Origin of the sequence: Chromobacterium sp., assembly GCF_041912965.1 — a bacterium.
GTDB classification, from domain to species: domain Bacteria; phylum Pseudomonadota; class Gammaproteobacteria; order Burkholderiales; family Chromobacteriaceae; genus Chromobacterium; species Chromobacterium aquaticum.
In genome coordinates this window covers 1-19,478 of sequence record NZ_JAYSGF010000059.1, presented here as the reverse complement: position 1 = coordinate 19,478, position 19,478 = coordinate 1, and the positions used below count along the sequence as shown (strand labels likewise).

19 protein-coding genes and 1 pseudogene are annotated in these 19,478 nt (G+C 62.6%); 13 read left to right on the top strand and 7 right to left on the bottom strand.

From position 1 onward, the window contains the following. Positions 1–371: 371 nt before the first annotated feature. A complete protein-coding gene (locus tag ACE3QM_RS21260) occupies positions 372–1,898 on the bottom strand; it encodes a fumarate hydratase (protein ID WP_374424678.1) in 1,527 nt (508 codons plus the stop codon). 127 nt (positions 1,899–2,025) lie between these two features. Then, on the bottom strand, positions 2,026–2,967 hold the full coding sequence (locus tag ACE3QM_RS21255; RefSeq protein ID WP_048409808.1) for a GlxA family transcriptional regulator: 942 nt from the start codon (positions 2,965–2,967) through the stop codon (positions 2,026–2,028). A 171-nt stretch (positions 2,968–3,138) separates the two neighbouring features. Between ACE3QM_RS21255 and ACE3QM_RS21250 the strand changes: the two genes are divergently transcribed. Beyond that, positions 3,139–4,284, top strand: a complete 1,146-nt coding sequence (locus tag ACE3QM_RS21250; protein ID WP_374424676.1) for an aromatic ring-hydroxylating dioxygenase subunit alpha — start codon at positions 3,139–3,141, stop codon at positions 4,282–4,284. Positions 4,285–4,299: 15 nt separating this feature from the next. Beyond that, positions 4,300–5,238: a 2Fe-2S iron-sulfur cluster-binding protein gene (locus ACE3QM_RS21245; protein ID WP_374424674.1), complete on the top strand. Its 939-nt coding sequence runs from the start codon at positions 4,300–4,302 to the stop codon at positions 5,236–5,238. 171 nt (positions 5,239–5,409) lie between these two features. Here ACE3QM_RS21245 and ACE3QM_RS21240 read toward each other — a convergent pair whose 3' ends face one another. From ACE3QM_RS21240 to ACE3QM_RS21230, 3 genes are all read right to left on the bottom strand, one after another. Then, positions 5,410–5,820, bottom strand: coding sequence for a type II toxin-antitoxin system HicB family antitoxin (locus tag ACE3QM_RS21240; protein ID WP_081551195.1), 411 nt, complete (start codon positions 5,818–5,820; stop codon positions 5,410–5,412). A 9-nt stretch (positions 5,821–5,829) separates the two neighbouring features. After that, entirely contained in the window at positions 5,830–6,012 is a 183-nt protein-coding gene (locus ACE3QM_RS21235) for a type II toxin-antitoxin system HicA family toxin (RefSeq protein ID WP_043634155.1), read from the bottom strand. Between the two features lie 283 nt (positions 6,013–6,295). Next, entirely contained in the window at positions 6,296–7,708 is a 1,413-nt protein-coding gene (locus tag ACE3QM_RS21230; RefSeq protein ID WP_374424671.1) for a sigma-54 interaction domain-containing protein, read from the bottom strand. 230 nt (positions 7,709–7,938) lie between these two features. Between ACE3QM_RS21230 and ACE3QM_RS21225 the strand changes: the two genes are divergently transcribed. The 11 genes from ACE3QM_RS21225 (at position 7,939) to ACE3QM_RS21175 (ending at position 18,166) form a co-directional block, all read left to right on the top strand. Next, positions 7,939–8,730: an ABC transporter ATP-binding protein gene (locus ACE3QM_RS21225; RefSeq protein WP_235089566.1), complete on the top strand. Its 792-nt coding sequence runs from the start codon at positions 7,939–7,941 to the stop codon at positions 8,728–8,730. A gap of 18 nt (positions 8,731–8,748) precedes the next feature. Then, positions 8,749–9,519, top strand: a complete 771-nt coding sequence (locus ACE3QM_RS21220) for a transporter substrate-binding domain-containing protein (RefSeq protein WP_374424669.1) — start codon at positions 8,749–8,751, stop codon at positions 9,517–9,519. Positions 9,520–9,559: 40 nt separating this feature from the next. Continuing rightward, the gene (locus ACE3QM_RS21215; protein ID WP_205465673.1) at positions 9,560–10,273 is read left to right on the top strand and encodes an ABC transporter permease; all 714 of its coding nucleotides are present in this window, start codon (positions 9,560–9,562) and stop codon (positions 10,271–10,273) included. 13 nt (positions 10,274–10,286) lie between these two features. Next, complete coding sequence (locus ACE3QM_RS21210) at positions 10,287–10,982, top strand: ABC transporter permease (protein WP_374424666.1); 696 nt, start codon at positions 10,287–10,289, stop codon at positions 10,980–10,982. Positions 10,983–11,014: 32 nt separating this feature from the next. Next, positions 11,015–12,217, top strand: coding sequence for a pyridoxal phosphate-dependent aminotransferase (locus tag ACE3QM_RS21205; RefSeq protein WP_374424664.1), 1,203 nt, complete (start codon positions 11,015–11,017; stop codon positions 12,215–12,217). Then, positions 12,214–13,809, top strand: coding sequence for a 5-guanidino-2-oxopentanoate decarboxylase (locus tag ACE3QM_RS21200; protein ID WP_374424662.1), 1,596 nt, complete (start codon positions 12,214–12,216; stop codon positions 13,807–13,809). The genes ACE3QM_RS21205 and ACE3QM_RS21200 overlap by 4 nt, the downstream gene beginning before the upstream one ends. Before the next feature lie 133 nt (positions 13,810–13,942). Continuing rightward, complete coding sequence (locus ACE3QM_RS21195; protein WP_374424660.1) at positions 13,943–14,617, top strand: hypothetical protein; 675 nt, start codon at positions 13,943–13,945, stop codon at positions 14,615–14,617. Positions 14,618–14,657: 40 nt separating this feature from the next. Next, a complete protein-coding gene (locus ACE3QM_RS21190) occupies positions 14,658–15,386 on the top strand; it encodes a hypothetical protein (protein ID WP_374424658.1) in 729 nt (242 codons plus the stop codon). A 397-nt stretch (positions 15,387–15,783) separates the two neighbouring features. Beyond that, a complete protein-coding gene (locus tag ACE3QM_RS21185; RefSeq protein WP_374424656.1) occupies positions 15,784–16,683 on the top strand; it encodes a hypothetical protein in 900 nt (299 codons plus the stop codon). Between the two features lie 318 nt (positions 16,684–17,001). Then, positions 17,002–17,775 carry an MltR family transcriptional regulator gene (locus ACE3QM_RS21180; protein WP_374424654.1) on the top strand — a complete coding sequence of 258 codons (774 nt, stop codon included), beginning with the start codon at positions 17,002–17,004 and terminating at the stop codon, positions 17,773–17,775. Positions 17,776–17,869: 94 nt separating this feature from the next. Further along, complete coding sequence (locus tag ACE3QM_RS21175) at positions 17,870–18,166, top strand: hypothetical protein (RefSeq protein WP_374424652.1); 297 nt, start codon at positions 17,870–17,872, stop codon at positions 18,164–18,166. Between the two features lie 323 nt (positions 18,167–18,489). Here ACE3QM_RS21175 and ACE3QM_RS21170 read toward each other — a convergent pair. Both ACE3QM_RS21170 and ACE3QM_RS21165 read right to left on the bottom strand, forming a co-directional pair. Further along, positions 18,490–18,579 (bottom strand): annotated as a pseudogene (locus ACE3QM_RS21170) (peptidylprolyl isomerase); the annotation flags it as partial. Positions 18,580–18,630: 51 nt separating this feature from the next. Next, entirely contained in the window at positions 18,631–19,032 is a 402-nt protein-coding gene (locus ACE3QM_RS21165; RefSeq protein WP_374424650.1) for a hypothetical protein, read from the bottom strand. Positions 19,033–19,478: the final 446 nt, after the last annotated feature.

Here is a 19,478-nt window from a genome sequence, read left to right as displayed (position 1 = left end):
TGATAGGCCTCGCGCACGATCTCCACCGCCATGCCCACCACCCGGCCATTGTGCACAGCGGCAAACGGGTACCAGTCATCCTCCACCGCCAGAGTGAGGCGCTCGGCAGCATGCGTTACAGGCAACAGGCAGGCTAGCAGCCACAGGTAAGGGCGCAACGTCACTGACACACTCCGGCACATGAATGGTGATGTGCCGCATTCTGCCACTTAAGAAAATTATTAACCATTGTTTAAACATGGTTTTAAAGAATAGGCCGGTATTAGCGGGGTATTTCACTATGTGCCGCGCAATCGGCAACAAAAAACGCCCGCCCCGGCTAGCGGGCGGGCGTCGTCAGACACGCGACCAAGCTGGCCGCAACAGCATGCTTAAGCAGCGTTGACCGGAATCTTGCCGATCTTTACGCGCCACTCGGCCGGGCCGGTGTTGTGCACCGAGGTACCGTTGGAATCCACCGCCACGGTTACCGGCATGTCCTTCACTTCGAACTCGTAGATGGCTTCCATGCCCAGGTCTTCGAAACCCACCACGCGGGAGGCCTTGATCGCCTTGGACACCAGGTAGGCGGAGCCGCCCACGGCCATCAGGTACACCGCCTTGTTGTCCTTGATTGCCTCGATGGCAGTCGGGCCGCGCTCGGCCTTGCCGATCATGCCCAGCAGGCCGGTCTGTTCCAGCATCTGGCGGGTGAATTTGTCCATGCGGGTAGCGGTGGTAGGGCCAGCCGGGCCAACCACTTCGTCGCGCACCGGGTCAACCGGGCCCACGTAGTAGATGAAGCGGTTGGTGAAGTCCACCGGCAGCTTCTCGCCCTTGTTCAGCATGTCCACCATGCGCTTGTGCGCGGCGTCGCGGCCGGTGAGGATCTTGCCGTTGAGCAGCAGCACGTCGCCCGGCTGCCAGCTTTGCACCTCTTCCGGGGTGATGGCGTCCAGGTTGACGCGCTTGCCGTTGGAATTGTCGTAGGTGATGTCCGGCCAATCTTCCAGACGGGGCGCTTCCAGCGAAGCCGGGCCGCTGCCGTCCAGGTGGAAGTGCACGTGGCGGGTGGCCGCGCAGTTGGGGATCATCGCCACCGGCAGGCTGGCCGCGTGGGTGGGGTAATCCAGAATCTTCACGTCCAAGACCGTGGTCAGGCCGCCCAGGCCCTGGGCACCGATGCCCAGCGCGTTGACCTTTTCAAACAGCTCCAGGCGCAGTTGCTCCACGCGGCTCAGTTCCGCGCCGCTGTCGGCCTTGGCTTTCAAGTCCTGGATGTCCACATGGCTCATCAGGCTTTCCTTGGCCAGCAGCATCGCCTTTTCCGGCGTGCCGCCGATGCCGATGCCGAGAATGCCCGGCGGACACCAGCCGGCGCCCATGGTGGGCAGGGTCTTCAGCACCCAGTCCACGATGGAGTCGGACGGATTCAGCGCGTAGAACTTGGATTTGTTCTCCGAGCCGCCGCCCTTGGCCGCACAGGTCACTTCCACGCCATCGCCTTCGACGATCTCGAAATGCACCACCGCCGGGGTATTGTCCTTGCTGTTCTGGCGTTTGCCGGCCGGATCCAGCAGCACCGAGGCACGCAGCTTGTTGTCCGGGTTCAGGTAAGCGCGGCGCACGCCTTCGTTCACCATCTCCTGCACCGACAACTCGGCGTCCCACTGCACCTTCATGCCCACCTTCAGGAACACCACGGCGATGCCGGTATCCTGACAGATCGGGCGCTTGCCTTCGGCGCACATGCGGCTGTTGATCAGGATCTGCGCCATGGCGTCCTTGGCCGCCGGGCTCTCTTCCTTCAGATACGCCTGGTACAGCGCGTCGATATAGTCTTTGGGATGGTAATAGCTGATGAACTGGAAGGCGTCGGCAATGCTTTGCACGAAGTCTTCCTGACGGATGATGGCCATTTTCGGGTTTCTCCAGCGTAGGGCTATTTGGGGTTTGCCCTGTTATTTTATGGAGGCGCGCCGCCCGCGCCAATCCAAACCCTCAACAGTACCCGATAAAACCGTCCGCGGCCAGCCAATGGGCGGCCTAAAGACCGCTGCGATCCTCGCGATCCTCCCTTGGACTGCGGTCGAAACGCTTGCGATAGGCGCGGGAAAAATAAGACGGCGACTCAAAGCCGCAGACCACGCTGATTTCCACCACGCTCAGTTCGGTCTGGCGCAGCAGCCAGCGGGCGCGGTCCAGCCTCAGCGCGCGGTAGAACTCCGCCGGCGAGGCCTTGAGATGCGCGCGGAACAAGCGTTCCAGCTGGCGGCGGGTGGCGCCGCAACGCGCGGCCAGCTCCTCCGGCGGCCACGGCTCCTCCAGTTGCTCCTCCATCAGCCGTATCGCCTGCGCCAGCTTCTTGTTGTGCACCTGATAGCGGCTGGCCACCTGCAGGCGCTGGTGCTCGGACGGGCTGCGCATCTGCCCCTGCACCAATTGCTCGGACACCGCCAGCGCCAGCTCGCGGCCGTGACGGCGCGCCAGCAAGGCCAGCGCCAGGTCCAGCCCGGCCACCGCGCCGGCGGAGGTGGGCCGCCGCTCGGTCAGGAACAGCTCCTGGCTGGCGGTCACCTGCGGGTAGCGTTCCCGGAAAGCCGGAATCGCCTCCCAGTGCAGCGTCACCGTCTCGCCGCGCAGCAAGCCGGCCTCGGCCAGGATGAAACAGCCGGTGTCTATCGCCCCCAGGGTCACGCCTCCGCGCTCCAGCCGCCGCAGCGCCGCGCCCAGCTCCGGCGTGTAATGCCGCAACGGATGAAAGCTGCTGACCACGAACAGACAGGTGCACGGCCCGGCCTCCGCCAGCGCGCCGTCCACCATCAACGCGATGCCGTTGCTGGCCGCCACCGCCTGCCCGTCCACGGACAACAGCCGCCAGCGGCTGGCGCCAGGCTGAAAGCGATTGGCAATGCGGAACGGCTCCATCAACGCGGCGAAGCCGATGAAGGAAAACTCCGGCAACAGCAGGAAATGGTATTCGTCCACCGCGCCCTCCCCAGTCCAAGACCCAGCATAAGCGCGAGCGCCCGGTTCGCGCCAATGCAAATTGTCGCGCAATGAAAAGTAAGCGTCGCCGCCATCCGCTCCGCAGCCGCCGGCAAACCGTTAAATCATCAACAGCCGTCCCCCACTCAAGGCTTTTTAAGGAGCCCCGTCATGCAGCAGCACGCCATCATCCAGCCCCCGCCCGCCGCGCCGCGCCTGCCCGCCGACTTCTGCAGCGACATCGACCGCGCCCACACCCTGCCGGCGCGCTGCTACACCGCCGACGAGGTGTTCCAGTACGAAAAAGAACAGATCTTCGCCAAATCCTGGCTCTGCCTGTGCCACGGCAGCGAGCTGGCCCGGCCCAACGATTACGTCACCCGCCGGGTGATAGGCGAGAACATCCTGCTGCTGCGCGCCCGCGACGGCGAGCTGCGCGCCTTCTACAACGTCTGCCCGCACCGCGGCCACGAGCTGCTCAGCGGCAGCGGCCAAGCCAGGAATGTGATCACCTGTCCCTACCACGCCTGGGCCTTCAAGCTGGATGGCCAACTGGCCCACGCGCGCAACTGCGAGCAGGTGGCGGACTTCGACCGGGCCGGCAGTCACCTGAGCCCGTTGCGGGTGGCCGAATACTGCGGCTTCGTCTTCGTCAACATGGACCCGGACGCGGTGGACATTGACGTCGAATACGCCGGCCTGCGCGAGCACTTCATGCAAGTGTGCCCGCGAGTGGCGGACTTGAAGGTGGCCGAGCGCGTGGTCACCACCACGCCGGCCAACTGGAAAGTCATCGTCGACAACTACATGGAGTGCTACCACTGCGCGCCGGCCCACCCCAGCTTCTCGCAATCGGTGACCACCGACGGCTACACCCACAGCCTTCACGGCCGCTGGACCTTGCAGCGCGGCGCCGCCCAATCCAGCGACAGCAGCTACGCCTTCGACGGCGAGGCCGCCAACCAGGCTTTCAACGGCTACTGGCTGTGGCCCGGCGTGATGTTCAACGTGGTGCCCGGCGACGCGGCGATGACGGTGATCTACGAATTTCCGGAATCCGCCGGCGTCACCGTCCAGCATTACGAAATCCTCTTCCTCAACCAGGATTTGAGCGAGGAACAGCGCCGCTTCGTCAGCTGGGCGCGCGACGACTTCCGCCCCGAAGACCTGCGGCTGGTGGAAAGCGTGCAACGCGGGCTGCAATCTCGCGGCTACCGCGGCCAGGGCCGCATCATGGCGGACAGCCAGCGCAGCGGCATCAGCGAGCACGGCATCGCCCATTTCCACCAGATGGTGGCCGCCGCCTACCGCGGCTGAACCGGAGCGCCGCACATGCCCGCCATCGTCACCGAAGTCTGCGCCATCGAAGAAGTGGCCGCCGGCGTCAAGGCCTTCACCCTGCGGCCGCTGGACGGCCCGGCCCCGCCCTGCCCGTCCGGCAGCCACATCGTGGTGGAGATGCCGCCGCCGGGCCGGCCGGCGGCCTACTCGTTGCTGGACCCCGGCGGCGGGGTCTACCGCATCGCGGTCAAACACGAACCGGATTCACGCGGCGGCTCGCGTTATCTGCACGCGCTGGCGCCGGGCAGCCGCCTGCAGGTGCAAGCGCCGGCCAACCGTTTCCCGCTGGCCGCCGTGCCCGGCCCGCGGCTGTTCATCGCCGGCGGCATCGGCATTACGCCCTTCATCGCCCATATGGCGGCGCTGGGCGCTGACGCGAACTACCAGCTGCACTACGCCTTCCGCGACGCCGCCGGCGCCGCCTTCGCCGCCCAGCTGGCCGAGCGCAGCGAGCGCGGCGACGCCAGAATCCGCCTGTACGAGAGCCGGGCCGGCCGCAAGCTGGACCTGGACGCGCTGATCGCCGCCGCGCCGGCGGACAGCCAGGTGTATGTCTGCGGACCGGAGCGGCTGATCGCGGCGGCTGCGGACGCCTGCGCGCGGCGCTTGCCGGCCGACCGGCTGCACTATGAGCGCTTCAGCGCCGACACGGCGGCGGCGAGCGCCGGCTTCGAGGTGGAACTGGCCCGCTCCGGCCTGCGGCTGCGGGTGGATGCCGACGAATCCATCCTGGCGGCGATAGAGCGGCAGAGCTCGCTGCGGCCGGACTGTCTATGTCGGGAAGGCTATTGCGGCAGCTGCGAGACCAGGCTGCTGGCAGGAGACGCCGAACACCGCGACCAATACCTGAGCGCGGCGGAGCGGCGGGAACGCATCATGATCTGCGTGTCGCGGGCGGCGGGGAACGGGCCGCTGGTGCTGGATTTGTAACTAAGGCCCGCTAACAAAACCCCTGATCCTGCGTTGCGTCTCCTGGTCGTACCACTTGTACTGCCTGCGTCGGCGCGCCTTGGCTCAGGTACGCTGCGCGGTTTTGTTCGCGGGCCTAGGCTGAGTGCGCTCCGCGGCACATCCATGCTCAAACAGCAAAATTAACCGCTTTTACGGCCGACACAACAGCTTTTCTAGCGCGGTCTTGGCCAGGAAACCGCTACGGCTATCGTATTCCGGGTGGGAAGCGACATATTCATCGATACGGTGCAGAAGGTTAGCCGGCAACGTGACATTGATCTTGGTCGCTTTACCCAGATAGCGGGTGATGTCCACATCCACCAGCGCCCAGAGATGGCCGGCAAACTCCGATTTACCGACATGAGCCTGCGCGCTGCTGGCCAGAGGGATGACGTCCAGGTCTTCCACCAGCCCTTCCAGATGTAGCTCAATGGCTTCGCGGGCGTTCCGGATGGCCTCATCCAGAGTGTCCCCGGCGGAGAAGCAGCCGGGCAGATCCGGCACGATGACGCCGTAGGCATGTTGGTCGTCACCGGGTTCAACTGCAATCGGGTAGTACATAATGGTTCCTTACTTGAGACCCGCTTGTTTCTTGATACTGTTCAGCGTGCCTATCGGTATGTCCTTCTTGGGGTGAGGCACCGTCACCCGGCCGGTCTTGATCGGGTGTTTGAACTGTTGATGGCTGCCCTTGGCGGCAACCAGATACCAGCCGTCGGCCTCTATCATGCTGATGACTTCTTTGCTGGTCACGGCGTCGCCCCTACACTTAGAACCGGTTTGCGATCTGCTGCGCTTCGTGAACACGGTACGGTGAGAACAGCTTCAGAATGCTCAGGTAGCACTTCTACATTCTGCTTTTGTTTTCACCTTGTCGCGCCCTTGCACGCACGACATTTGAGCAGACTATCGGACAGAGCTTATTGTAGCTTCTACAACAGGCCAGTCAATAACCCTGGGGTTATTGATCCGACAGCCCAGCGCTCTGGCTCCCAATCAGCGACTCAGCCGCGAGGGACGCCATGCCCCGCTCCGCTCACCCCAGCACCGTGCGCGCCAGCTGTATCCCATGCTTCTTCAACTTGTACTGCAAGGTCGCGCGCGGCAGGCCCAGCCGGCGCGCCGCCTCGGTCAGATTGGCGCAGCCCTCCAGGCAATCCACCAACAGCCGGCGCTCATAGCGCGCCATCCGCTGCTCCAGCGTGCCCTCGCCGTCCGGCGGCGGCACGGCCGGCGGTCGGCGTTCCTCCGCGCGCCGCTGCGCCGTCTCGCCCTCTTCCTCCAACAACAGGAAATCCAGTTCGTCTCCGCCCTCGCACAGGATCAGACTGCGCAGCAGCACGTTCTCCAGCATGCGCACATTGCCCGGCCAGTGATAGCGCAGCATGCGCTCCATCACCGCGTGGCTGATGCGCTGCACGCGGTGGCCGGTGACCTTGCCGTGCTTGCGCAAGAAAGCCTGCGCCAGCAGCGGAATGTCCCGCAGCCGCTCGCGCAGCGGCGGCACCGCCAGACAGCCCACGTTCAGCCGGTACAGCAGGTCCGGCCGGATCTTGCGCTCATCCAGCATCCGCTGCGGCGACTCGTTGCTGGCCACCACAACCCGCACGTCCACGCGCACCTCGGCGCCGGAGCCCACCCGGCTGAACGTGCCCTCCTGCAAGGCGCGCAGCAGCTTGCCCTGGATGGACAGCGGCAGCGAATTGATCTCGTCCAGGAACAAAGTGCCGCCATGAGCGGATTCCAGCACCCCGCGCCGGTCCTCCGCCCCGGTGAAGGCGCCGCGCACGGTGCCGAACAAGGTGCTTTCAAACAGCGGCTCCGGCAGCGCCGCGCAATTGAGCACCACGAAGGGGCGCTCGGCGCGCGGCCCTTCCTGGTGCAGCAAGCGGGCGAACAGCTCCTTGCCGGTGCCGGTTTCGCCGTGGATCAACACCTGCACATCGGCGCGCGCCAGCCGCCGGGCTTGGTGGATCAGCTGCTTCATCACCGCGTCGTCGGTGATGATGCCCATCAGCCCACCGTCGGCCTCCTCCGCCACCCCCTGCTGCAAATCCACCAGCGCCTGATGCAGCGGACTGACCACGGTCAGATCGCGGGACAGCTCCACCGCGCCGACGATGCGGCCGTCGGCGCGCTTCAGCGGCAGCGTGGTGTGCACCTGATGTACCGCCTTGCCCCTGGGGTTGCGATAACGCTGGTAATGATTGCGGTAGCTGCGGCCCTGCCGCAGCGCCTGCAACAAGGTGCTGCTGCTCTCGTCCAGCTCCGGGTACAGCTCCAGCAAATAGGCCCCCAGCGCCTGCTCCGCGGTGTACTCGTCCAGCTGCGAGCACTCCTGGTTGTAATAGGCGTAGCGCCCGTCCTGGTCGATGATGGCCACCGACAGGCCGATCGCGTCAAAGAAATCGCCAAACAGCGCAATGCCCTGGCTCAGGTCCGCGTCCATGCCCCCCCCTCTACTCCGCATCACAAGCGCGGGCGCCGAAAATTCGGCGTTTTTATGAATAGTTGCAGTATTGACGGTTTTCGTCGCCGCGAGCAAGCGCAAAACCCCTTTAAATTCATGCAATTAAAAAAACGGGCCGCTGGCATGGATGTTGCCACACTCAGCAGAGCCGCGCCCACACGCGGCACACAACTACAGCAGGCTGCCACAGCCGCAAGGAGGAGAGATTCATGCATCACCCCACCCCCGCCATCCACCCTCCCCCCGCGCCCATCGTCGCGGTGGAAAACCTGCGCAAGCGCTTCGACGGCCAAGTCGTGCTGGACGGCGTCTCCTTCGCCGCCTCCGCCGGCGAAGTGGTGTCGCTGATCGGCGCCAGCGGCTCCGGCAAGAGCACCTTGCTGCGCTGTCTCAACCTGCTGGAAGTCCCGGACGACGGCCGAGTGCTGATCGCCGGCGAGGAAATCGCCCTGCGCACCGACAAACGCGGCCGGCGCGCGCCGGCCGACCCGCGCCAGGTGGACCGGCTGCGCTCGCGGCTGGGCATGGTGTTCCAGAACTTCAATCTGTGGCCGCACATGACGGTGCTGGAAAACCTGATCGAGGTGCCGGTGCGCGTCTTGCGCCAGCCGCGCGCCGAAGCGGTGGCGCTGGCCGAGGCGCTGCTGGAAAAGGTGGGCATGGCGGACAAGCGCCAGGCCTATCCCGCCTTTTTATCCGGCGGCCAGCAACAGCGGGTGGCGATTGCCCGCGCGCTGGCCACCCGCCCGGCGGTGATGCTGTTCGACGAACCCACATCGGCGCTGGACCCGGAACGGGTGGGCGAAGTGCTGCGGGTGATACGCCAGCTGGCCGATGAAGGCTGCACCATGCTGCTGGTCACCCATGAAATGGCCTTCGCCCGCGAAGTGTCCAGCAAAGTGCTGTTCCTGCATCAGGGCCGCATCGAGGAAGCCGGCCCGCCGGAACAGGTTTTCGCCGCGCCGCGCAGCGAACGCTGCCGCCAGTTTGTCAACGCCTGACACCCAGGGAGAAATCCCATGAACCGATTCCGCGCCCTCATCGCCGCCTTCGCCGTGCTGTACTGTGCCGCCGCGGCCGCCAACCCGCTGCGCATCGGCATCGCCGCCGAACCCTACCCGCCGTTCACCATAAAGCAGAGCAACGGCCAATGGAGCGGCTTTGAAGTGGAACTGGTGCGCAAGCTGTGTCAGCGCCTCAAGCAAAGCTGTCAAATCGCCGAAGTGTCCTGGGACGGCATCATCCCCGCGCTCAACAGCAAGAAGATAGACGTGATCTTCAACTCCATGTCCATCACCCCGGAGCGGGAAAAAGTCATCGCCTTCAGCCTGCCTTATTACTACACCGCCTCCGAGTTCGTCGGCCCCAAGGGCCAGAAAGCCGTCCTCAGCCCGGCCGGCCTCAAGGGCAAGACCCTGGGCGTGCAATCCGCCACCACCAACGCCAACTTCCTGAAGAAATACTACGGCGCCGGCTCCGTCATCCGTTACTACAACACCCAGGACGAACTGAACGCCGACCTCGTCGCCGGCCGCGTGGACCTGATGCTGCTGGACGCGCTGGCCGCCAGCGATTTCCTTGGCGGCAAGGACGGTTCCGGGCTGGAATCCAAGGGCCTGGCGCCCAAGGACCCGCTGTTCGGCCCCGGCATCGGCGCCGGCCTGCGCAAGGCCGACGTCGCGCTCAAGCGGCAGTTCGACCAAGCCATCCTGCAACTGCGCGCCGACGGCAGCTTCGACGCCATCCAGAAGAAATACTTCAAGGTCAACATCTCGCCGGACGCCAAGTGACAGCGACCCGCCCGCCTGAGCCGCCCCAGGGAGAGCCTATATGCTGGATGCACTGCAACAAGCCTACGACGCCGTAGTCCGCGACTGGGGCCCCGCCCTGCTGCAAGGCGCCGTGGTCACGCTGGAAATCTCCTTGGGCGCTTTCGCGCTGGGCCTGCTCATCGGCCTGGCCACCGCTCTGGTCAAACTGGGCGGCCACCCGCTGCTCAAACGGCTGGCCAACGCCTACACCAGCGTGTGCCGCTCGCTGCCGGAGCTGCTGCTCATCCTGCTGCTCTACTACGCCGGCGGCGACGCCATCAACGCGCTGGCGGCGCTGCTGGGCCAGCCACAGGTGGAGGTGAACGGCTTCGCCGCCGCCATCGTGGTGCTGGGCATCGTGCAAGGCGCTTACGCGGCGGAAATCATGCGCGGCGCGGTGCAGGCGATACCGCACGGCCACATCGAGGCCGCGCGCGCCTTCGGCTGCGGCCGCTGGCTGACCGCCCGCCGCGTGATCCTGCCGGAGATGATGCCCTACGCGCTGGCCGGCCTGGCCAATCTGTGGCTGGTGCTGATCAAGGACAGCGCGCTGATCAGCGTGGTGGGCTACAGCGAACTGCTGTTCACCACCAAGCAGGCCGCCGGCTCCACCCGCCAGTACCTGCTGTTCTATCTGACCGTGGCCGCCATCTACCTATTGATGACCCTACTGTCCAACGCCGGCTTCAGCCTGATTGAACGCCGCTTCCGCCGCTGGCAACCGGCGCTGTGAACGGGAGACCCGCATGAACTTCCAATGGCTGCAAGACTACGGTCCCATGCTCTGGCGCGGCGTCGCCGTCACCGTGCAATTGCTGCTGCTTTCCGGCGGCCTGGGCTTCGCGCTGGCGGTGGCGGTGGGCTTTGCCCGGCTGTCCCGCCAGCCCTTCCTCGCCTGGCTCAGCCTGTCCTTCACCAACCTGATCCGCGGCACCCCGCTGCTGGTGCAGATCTACGTGCTCTATTACGGCCTGGGCAGCTTGTTCGCCGGCTTTCCGGCGCTGCGCGACAGCCTGCTGTGGCCTTATCTGCGCGAAGGCTTCTGGTACGTGGCGCTGGCGCTGGCGTTGAGCGTGGCCGGCTATGTCGGCGAAGTGGTGCGCGGCGGCCTGGCCGCCGTGCCCAAGGGCGAACTGGAAGCCGCCCGCGCGCTGGGCATGCCGCGGCTGACCATGGCGCGGCGCATCTGGCTGCCGCGCGCGCTGCTGATCCTGCTGCCGTCCTTGGCCGGCGAAACCGTGCTGCTGCTCAAATCCACCGCGCTGGCCTCCACCGTGGCGGTGATGGACGTGCTGGGCGCGGCCAACCTGGTGCGCGCGCAAACCCTGCGCACCTACGAACCGCTGCTGACCGTGGCGCTGATCTATTTCGCGCTGGCCTGGCTGATAGAACGCGTCTTCCTAAGACTGGAAAAGAAACTGCCGGTCCGCACCGCCTTCTGACATAGCCCTACACCATTATTACGGAGACCTCCATGCGCTTTTCCCCCTTGGTCGAACGCATCGCCGGCGAACGCGTCGATGCCTGGAATATCCACCTGGCGGCGCAGCAAGCCGCCGCCCGTGGCGAGGACGTGATCATCCTCAGCGTGGGCGACCCCGAGTTCGCCACCCCGGCCCCCATCATTGAACGCGCGGTGGCCGCGCTGCGCGACGGCGATACCCACTACAGCCCGGTGGACGGCCGCGCCGACCTGCGCGCCGCCATCGCCCGCCGCCACGCCGCCGCCACCGGCCTGGACATGGACGCCGACAACGTCATCGTGGTGGCCGGCGCGCAAAACGGCCTGTTCTCCGCCGCGCTCTGCCTGTGCCAGGCCGGCGACGAAGTGCTGGTACCGGAACCGATGTACCTGACTTACGAAGCCAGCATCCGCGCCAGCGGCGCCGAGCTGGTGCCGGTGCCGGTCAAGCCCGCGGACGGCTTCCACCTGGACCTGGCCGCGCTGGAAGCCGCCGTCACCCCGCGCAGCCGCGCGATCTTCCTCGCCACACCTTGCAACCCCACCGGCGCGGCGCTGCGCCCGGACGAACTGGCCGCGGTGGCGGCGCTGGCCCACCGCCACGACCTGTGGGTGGTGGCCGACGAAGTCTATGCCGGCCTCAGTTTCGAAGCCCCGCACCACAGCATCGCCGCCCTGCCCGGCATGGCCGAGCGCACGCTGACCCTGGGCAGCCTGTCCAAATCCCACGCCATGGCCGGCTGGCGGCTGGGCTGGGCCGCCGGCCCGCGCCCGCTGATCCAGCACATGGGCACCCTGGCCCTGTGCATGCTCTACGGCCTCCCCGGCTTCATCCAGCAAGCCGCGCTGCTGGCGCTGCAAGACTATGACGCCTTCGTCGACCCCGTCCGCGCGCTGTACCGGCGGCGGCGCGACCTGGCCCACAGCCTGCTCAGCGGCGTGGACGGCCTGCACTGCCCGCTGCCGGAAGCCGGCATGTTCCTGCTGCTGGACGTGCGCGGCTGCGGCCTGGAAGCCGGGGATTTCGCCTGGAAGCTGTTTGAAGCCACCGGCGTCTCCGTGCTGGACGCCGCCGCCTTCGGCCCCACCGCCGCCGGCTTCATCCGCCTGGGCCTGGTGGTGGACGACGAACGCCTAGCCGAAGCCTGCCGCCGCATCGCCCGCTTCGCCGGCCAACTGCGCGCCGCCGCGCCAAGACAAAAGGAATCCGCATGAGCGTCACCCTGGGCAGCTACCTCACCGCCTGGCTGGCGGCTTACGGCGTCGACACCGTGTTCGGCATCCCCGGCGTCCACACCATCGAGCTCTACCGCGGCCTGGCCGGCAGCGGCATCCGCCACATCGCCGCCCGCCACGAACAAAGCCTGGGCTTCATGGCCGACGGCTACGCCCGCGTCAGCGGCAAACCCGGTGTCTGCTTCGTCATCACCGGCCCCGGCCTCACCAATATCGCCACCGCCATGGGCCAGGCCTACGCCGACTCCATCCCGCTGCTGGTGATCTCCGGCGTCAACGCGCGCGGCAAGCTGGGCTCCGGCGACGGCCACCTGCACGAACTGCCGGACCAGCACGCGCTGGCCAGCCAGATCGCCGCCTTCAGCCACACCCTGACCGCGGCGGCGGAACTGCCGCAAGTGCTGGCGCGCGCCTTCGCCGTGTTCGACGGCGGCCACCCCCGCCCGGTGCACATCGAAATCCCGCTGGACCTGATGGCCGCGCCCGCCGACGGCCTGCCGCCGCCACAAGCGCCGGCGATGCGGCTGCTGCGCGGGCCGGCCGCCCCCGCCGCCATCGACCGCGCCGCCCGCTTGCTGTCCAGCGCGGAACGGCCGCTGCTGCTGATAGGCGGCGGCGCGCGCCAGGCCGCGCCGCAACTGAGCCGGCTGGCGGAAATGCTGGACGCGCCGGCGCTGATGACCATCAACGCGCGCGGCGCGCTGCCGGACGGCCACCCGCTGGCCCTGTCCTGCAGCCCCTCGCTGCCGGCCGCGCGCCGCCTGATCGCCGCCAGCGACGTGGTGCTGGCCGTGGGCTGCGAACTGGGGCCCACCGATTTCGACATGTACGTGGACGGCGGCTTCCGCCTGCCCGGCACACTGATCCGCATCGACATCGACCCGGAACAACTCTGCCGCGGCCGCGGCGCCGACCTGCCGTTATTGGGCGACGCCAAAGAAACCCTGCAGCTGCTGACGCTGCAACTGACCGACGCCGCCCGCCAGGGCGAAGAACGCGCCGACGCCACCCGCCGCCTGGCCGCCGCCGAAATGGAACCGGAACACGCCGCCGATCTGGCTTGGCTGCACCGCGTGCGCGACATCCTGCCGCAAGCGCGCTGGGTGGGGGACTCCACCCGCCTGGTCTACGCCGGCAACCTGGGCTTTTGCGCCCCGCGCGGCAACAGCTGGTTCAACGCCTCCGTGGGCTTCGGCGCGCTGGGTTACGGCCTGCCCGCCGCCATCGGCGCCGCGCTGGCCGAACCGGACCGGCCGGTGCTGTGCCTGGCCGGCGACGGCGGCTTCCAGTTCACCCTGGCGGAAATGGGCACCGCAATGGAAACCCGCGCCCGCCTGATCGTGCTGCTGCTCAACAACCGCGGCTACGGCGAAATCAAAAGCGCGATGCGCGCCGCCGATATGGAACCGCTGGGCGTGGATCTCTACACTCCGGACTTCCCGGCGCTGGCCCGCGCCTACGGCTGGCGCGCCGAAACCCTGGCACTGGGCACCCCGGAACCGCTGCTGCGCCAGGCGCTGGAACAGGCCGCCGCCGCCGCCAATCCCACCCTGATAGAAATCGAAGCTTGAAGCGCGCGCCGGCCCGACCCCGGGCCGCGCGCCGCAAACTCAATTTGCATACAGCCTGGCCGCGGCGATAACATGGCTTATCCACGGCGGCACCCGCCCCGCAAGCAATGCGAGACCGGCTCCGGGCATCCCTATGAGAGAACTCGAAATCGTCGAACAACTGGTCCTGGGCCTAGACCCGGCCGGCCGGCGCGACCCGCTGGGCACCCCCAAGGACCCGGCGCTGGACAAGGCGCGCGCGCAGTATTACGAGCAACTCAAGCGCGTCGCCAAACAACACGCCGCAGACCCGCCCACCGCGCCCGAGCCGCAGCCGGCTCCCGGCAGCGCGCGCCAGGGCCAGCGCTGGACCATAGCCGAAGACAACCGCCTAAGCATGCTATGGGAAGCCTCCCCCGCGCCGGTACGCCAGCTATCGGAAAAACTGGGGCGCAGCCCGCTTGCCATCGTCTCGCGGCTGGTCCGCCTAGGGCTGTATGAGCACCAGCAAGCGGCGATGCAAGCCGACAACGCGCGCATGCAAGCGCTGCAACTGCCGCCGCTCTGGGACGTGCCCGCCGCCGCGGAAACGCCGCCGGCCAAACCCGCCGCGCCGCCCGTCGCCGACAAGCAAGGCACGGCCTGGACCGTGGCCGACGACCAGCAACTCAAAACCCTGTGGCACAGCCCGGCCCAGCCGGACAGCCAGGCCATCGCCAAACAGCTGGGCCGCAGCCGCGGCGCCATCATTGCCCGCCTGGTACACATCGGCCTGTTCGACGACCGCGACGCCGCCTATCAGGCGGACCTGGCGCGACAAGCCGGCTAGCCGTCCCATCCTTTTCTAAATCACCAGTTCAAACGACATCATGGCATTCACCCTCGCAAATATTTTCAAGCCTCGTCCCCCACAGCAGCCGATTACACCGGCAGCAGTTCCAGCCACACAACCAAACGCGGTGCCAACACCGCCGCAAGCAATAGCGCCAATCCAGCCCCAAGCCTCCATCCCGCCCGCTAGCCCAGCACCGGCGCAACCCTCCACGCCGACCCCGCCGCCAGCCGCGGCTCAGCCCTCCATTCCCGCCAAGCCCGCTCCAAACACGGCGGAGAAAAAAGGCCATGAGGGCGAGAAAGCGCTGAACGCCTGGTTCCAGCAGCACAAGCTGGCCTATGTCGGCATCTGCCAGAACAAGAACAGCTTCGCCACCCTATTCCATGGCACGGCCAAACGGCCGGATTTCCTGCTCTTGCTGCCCTCGCTAGGCATGATCGCCATCGATGCCAAGAACTACACCCCATCGCGCGGCGAACTCACCCTCAGCCTGGAAGAAGAACTCAAAAAAGCGCTTACCTTCGAGCGGCTGTTCCGCCTGCCGCTGTGGTACGCCTACTGTGACAAGGGGAATATGGGCCAGAACTGGTACTGGATCAGTGCGCTGAAAGCGCTGGAAGTGGGTGAAGTGCGCGATGGCAGCAATGGGCAATTCCTAGCCATCAAGATGGAGCATTTTGAAACCATCGCCAACCCCAAGGATTTGGCCAAGCTGTATACCCATACTTTGCCGAGTTTGGAGAAGGTGGCGGCGGGGGTTTGATTAGAGAGGGTGGCTTTATAGTGGGGTATGTCGTTGTTCGGCTATTCGGCTGAGGCCACCATCCCGTAAAACAGCAACTAATGGCAGCTTTACACAATAAGCGTCCTCTGCTGGTGGTGTTTCAAGTGAATAGCAAAGTACACATGAAAAACTAGCAACATGATCATGAGCAGCCAGACTGGTGATCCATTCAGCCTGAATCTGCAATTCAAGCTGTAATATCATTTGACAACCACCCCAAGCAGGATATCGGCTTGTATCTGATGTGGCACTACAACAGGCGGCTCCCGCATACAACCAACGCTGGCTTGCCACCGGCGGTATGGGAGCTACAACTCAAATCACTGTCTAGGATTTGTTGACCACTAACTAATTACAGCTTTATCTGGAGGTGTGTGTGTTTGATGATTTTGATCTGAGTGGGGTTGATTTTGACAGCGTGGAAGATCCGGAAATAGTCCTTAAGAAACGCCAAGAAGAGAATATTGAATTCTGGCACCTACTTCAGGTTGAACGGGGAAAAATCAAGGAGATACATGCGTACAGTGAGCTAGCTGGCGGTGTGAAAGAAATAGGGGATGGGGATAGCATTTTTGTTAGTGCCAAAAAACTGGGTGAAGGTAGCTGGCAACTGTCTCGAGAATTGACGGACAACTGGCAGAAAGCATTCCTACTTAACTATAAAGCGGCGAAAGTTACATGTGTAAAACGCTCTGACTATGAAGCAAACCATGACTTTTTCTTGACGGTGGCACTGAGCGGGTGTCGCTTCACGCTCACCGAGACGCACGTACTGCATATTGCAGCGGACGCAGGCGTGGGGTCGGCAGGGCGGGATTTGGCTGAGAGCACAGCACTCAATGTTGTGCCGGGACGCAAGAGAAGCGTGTCGGTGACCAGCAAGGAAGGCTCCATACTCTATCATCCTATGCCAGCTGCAGCCCTTGCACATATCGCACTGCTGGAGGCTCTATCTGCCATATCTGGAAAGATGACCGCCGGTACAAATGCGGTTCAAATCGCACAGGATGTGGCGGACGTGATACGCCCCCTAACTGCGTCACAAGACACTGTCACTAAAGCGACCAAAAAGCTGAAAGAAAGCATTACCGGACAAGTGACCGAACCCTCTTCAATTGATGACATATGCATTCTGTTTGCAGATGCTGTGTCGAAAAAAGTGGTCAGTGTGAGCACGATGGTTAAAGGGGCATTTGTCGTTGGAATCAAGGGCAGTAACGCTTGGCACTATCACGCTCTGGTGAATGGTGTTTGGGCAGAAATTCTGCTTGGATAACCGGCCTTCTCTGGCGATTGGCTGTTAACTTGAACACAGCTTGCAGAAGCCGCTTTTCGGCCTAATAAGCCGATCATGTCTTTGTGCTAGGATGACTGCTATCGGCCAGAAGCGGTCATTCCACTCGCGGCTTGCTTGGTGTAATCTTCGATTCAGTATGCCGTGTTTCTGGGTTTTATCCAACACATGAAATGAGCGATCTGCCTTGTAAATATTGGGCTTCGTCCGGTTTTGGTATCTTGTCCATATGTATTTAATTACGGTTGACGTTTTAAAAATTTCGGGCACCAACTGGTGCCGCTTTCACGTTAGGCTGTGATGCTGAACGAAACGAAGAGTCCAGATTCATCCGAACCAGAAGATGAGGTTTTTGGTGGAATAAACCTACTCACAAGATCACTGCTTGACCTTGATGATCGAGGCTTAGTCCTCTCATTAGCGGCATTCGCTGAAGAAGCCCTCGGCGAACTACTGAAGGCATTCATGACGCCCTCCGAGGCGACGACACAACTTATCGAGGGCTTCAATGCTCCTCTGGGAACATTTTCTTCCCGTATTAAGGCTGCTTACGCCATTGGCCTAATCACCAAAGAGCAATTTCTCGACCTAGAGCGCCTGCGTAAGATTCGGAACGAATTTGCTCACAGTTGGAAGCCAGTTGATATTTCAAAGCAGAAGGTTGCGGCGCTGATTGACAACATGGCCTTCAGTCGCATAGATGATCATTTCCCAGAAACGCCAATTGAGAAGATGCGCAGCTCCATGAGTTGTTTGTTGATAGAGATTCGTTCATCAACCCATCAAATTAAAAACAAGTGTCTCCAGGCGAGGTTGATTGGAAATAATTTGATGCGTGGATTTTCTGGAGACTTCGACACCCAGATTCAAAACGCCCGTGAAGAGTTAACCAACATTGCTAAGAATCTAAACGGTGCTGAAGATAAGAAACGCAATTTCTATCTGACGCTTATTCTCCGATTCAAAGACAGATTGACAGTATTGGCTAGACCAGAAAGTCCAGAGCAGAAAAAGGAGCTTACCGATTTTCTTGAGGACTTTAGCCGTGTGCTGCGTCAAGTCACAGCCAAATAATTTGCTCTCGAGGGTCAATACGCTGACAAGCCGGCTTCGCGCCCCTAAGCTTCTACGTTAGTCATTTAGTAACCCTACACCGAAGGAACCACCTATGAAGTTCACCTTAGTTCGCAACATCTATTTCCATTCGCCGAGTACTGGTCTCGTAACTAAGTATGTTTCAAAGGACGTCGAGTCAGAAGTCGCCCCACAAGTTGGGTTTGAATTTGAAGATTCCGCTTGGCACAGAAATGATTTAATCAAAGCTGAATCAATCAGCATTGACGCAGCTTCAGGGAAGTGCACCGTTACCCTTAACCCTCTTGAGGTTAAAGCTGCATCAGATGTCGAAAAGTTCTTTAACCTTGTTGTGCAGCACCACGGGTGGAAAGATTGGCTGGCAAGCTAGTTCATGGCTAACCAATCAATCCACCGGACCTGCGCGAAAAACCGCGCAGGCCGGTGAATTTAAACGTTAATGTCTGCAGTGGGTCGATAGCGGCCAGTGCGGGCTTTGCCTGGTTCGTCCGCTTTCGCCGAGTTAGTGACGCGCCTCAACTCACAACTCACTACTTGAACTGATAGCCCCCTGCACTATTCCTCTCCTACGCATATCAGCAGCCCCCCCCCCCCCAACTGCCAGACCCCAGACCCAAAAGCCCTCCCAAATTGGGAGGGCTTTGCCTGTATGAGGCTGGGGAATCCGTGCTGATGCCCGTGCTCGCCGTGCACCTACTGGTGAGCAATTTCCTCGGCCGTAGCCGCGCGCACGTCCACCACTTTGACGACAAAGCGCAGGGCTTTGCCACACAGCGGGTGATTAATAATAAAGGAGTACTAAAAAAAACCCTCAAAAGAGGGCTTTTCACTTCATCAAACCTGGGCGCTGTTCAGCCCCAGCCCGCGCCACATATCGGCATGAGCATTGGAACGCTCAAAGAACATCCGAACAGGATATTTTATCTTGCCATTATGAAACCATTCATTCTTGATTTCAATATAATCACGATTATCATCATCTGCACGCATCAGCAAATCGTAATCCTCTTCGAAATCCATGAAGTTTGAAATCAATTTTTTGACTTCTTCACGCTTGGATTCTTTGATGGAGGTTGTAATCAGGATGCGATATCCTGCACGATGCGGCCTCAAAGCCGTCAAAACTTGAATCAGATTCCAGTTATAAGAAGAATTTCCGTAAAACTCGGAAACCAAGTCAACACCAGAGATAATGGCACCAAGCTCAAAAGCCATGTAAGCATCTTCAACCGTCATTTCATTTTCCATAGCAATTCCCATAATTGAATGTTAGTTTTCCAAGTCAAATTAAGTTGGCCACACCGTAAATATCAAACTCCATCAACTGATAAATTCTGGCAAAGCTCATCTACTTAAAGCAGTGTATCCATAAAAGTACACAACGACAGTTTGACAAGTTTCACAACCATTCAAATGGTATCGACAAAATTCCAATTGGTCCCTTAAGAGATTTAGCCTTTGCTCTTGGTAACGAAACCGCGCAGCCGGCCCCGCAGGGCCGGCTGCTCTTCCCCGGCTTAGTTCCTCTTCTTGCGCCGTGGATTGCGCTGCACCGCGTACAGCTCATCCAGACTCAGATAGAAACGCTGTACCGCCTCCACATGCCGCACCAGGTCCACCTGTTGCACTCCCAGGTTCAACAACATCTCCAGATAGTTGAAGAAGCATTTGCAGAGGCTGCG

What these genes read in the sequence shown, in the direction of transcription:
- ACE3QM_RS21205 (WP_374424664.1), top strand. Translation starts at nt 11,015, where the DNA reads ATGCGCTTTTCCCCCTTGGTCGAACGCATCGCCGGCGAACGCGTCGAT.
- ACE3QM_RS21220 (WP_374424669.1), top strand. Translation starts at nt 8,749, where the DNA reads ATGAACCGATTCCGCGCCCTCATCGCCGCCTTCGCCGTGCTGTACTGT.
- ACE3QM_RS21230 (WP_374424671.1), bottom strand. Translation starts at nt 7,708, where the DNA reads ATGGACGCGGACCTGAGCCAGGGCATTGCGCTGTTTGGCGATTTCTTT.
- ACE3QM_RS21195 (WP_374424660.1), top strand. Translation starts at nt 13,943, where the DNA reads ATGAGAGAACTCGAAATCGTCGAACAACTGGTCCTGGGCCTAGACCCG.
- ACE3QM_RS21210 (WP_374424666.1), top strand. Translation starts at nt 10,287, where the DNA reads ATGAACTTCCAATGGCTGCAAGACTACGGTCCCATGCTCTGGCGCGGC.
- ACE3QM_RS21175 (WP_374424652.1), top strand. Translation starts at nt 17,870, where the DNA reads ATGAAGTTCACCTTAGTTCGCAACATCTATTTCCATTCGCCGAGTACT.
- ACE3QM_RS21240 (WP_081551195.1), bottom strand. Translation starts at nt 5,820, where the DNA reads ATGTACTACCCGATTGCAGTTGAACCCGGTGACGACCAACATGCCTAC.
- ACE3QM_RS21200 (WP_374424662.1), top strand. Translation starts at nt 12,214, where the DNA reads ATGAGCGTCACCCTGGGCAGCTACCTCACCGCCTGGCTGGCGGCTTAC.
- ACE3QM_RS21165 (WP_374424650.1), bottom strand. Translation starts at nt 19,032, where the DNA reads ATGACGGTTGAAGATGCTTACATGGCTTTTGAGCTTGGTGCCATTATC.
- ACE3QM_RS21225 (WP_235089566.1), top strand. Translation starts at nt 7,939, where the DNA reads ATGCATCACCCCACCCCCGCCATCCACCCTCCCCCCGCGCCCATCGTC.
- ACE3QM_RS21260 (WP_374424678.1), bottom strand. Translation starts at nt 1,898, where the DNA reads ATGGCCATCATCCGTCAGGAAGACTTCGTGCAAAGCATTGCCGACGCC.
- ACE3QM_RS21190 (WP_374424658.1), top strand. Translation starts at nt 14,658, where the DNA reads ATGGCATTCACCCTCGCAAATATTTTCAAGCCTCGTCCCCCACAGCAG.
- ACE3QM_RS21215 (WP_205465673.1), top strand. Translation starts at nt 9,560, where the DNA reads ATGCTGGATGCACTGCAACAAGCCTACGACGCCGTAGTCCGCGACTGG.
- ACE3QM_RS21245 (WP_374424674.1), top strand. Translation starts at nt 4,300, where the DNA reads ATGCCCGCCATCGTCACCGAAGTCTGCGCCATCGAAGAAGTGGCCGCC.
- ACE3QM_RS21180 (WP_374424654.1), top strand. Translation starts at nt 17,002, where the DNA reads ATGCTGAACGAAACGAAGAGTCCAGATTCATCCGAACCAGAAGATGAG.
- ACE3QM_RS21250 (WP_374424676.1), top strand. Translation starts at nt 3,139, where the DNA reads ATGCAGCAGCACGCCATCATCCAGCCCCCGCCCGCCGCGCCGCGCCTG.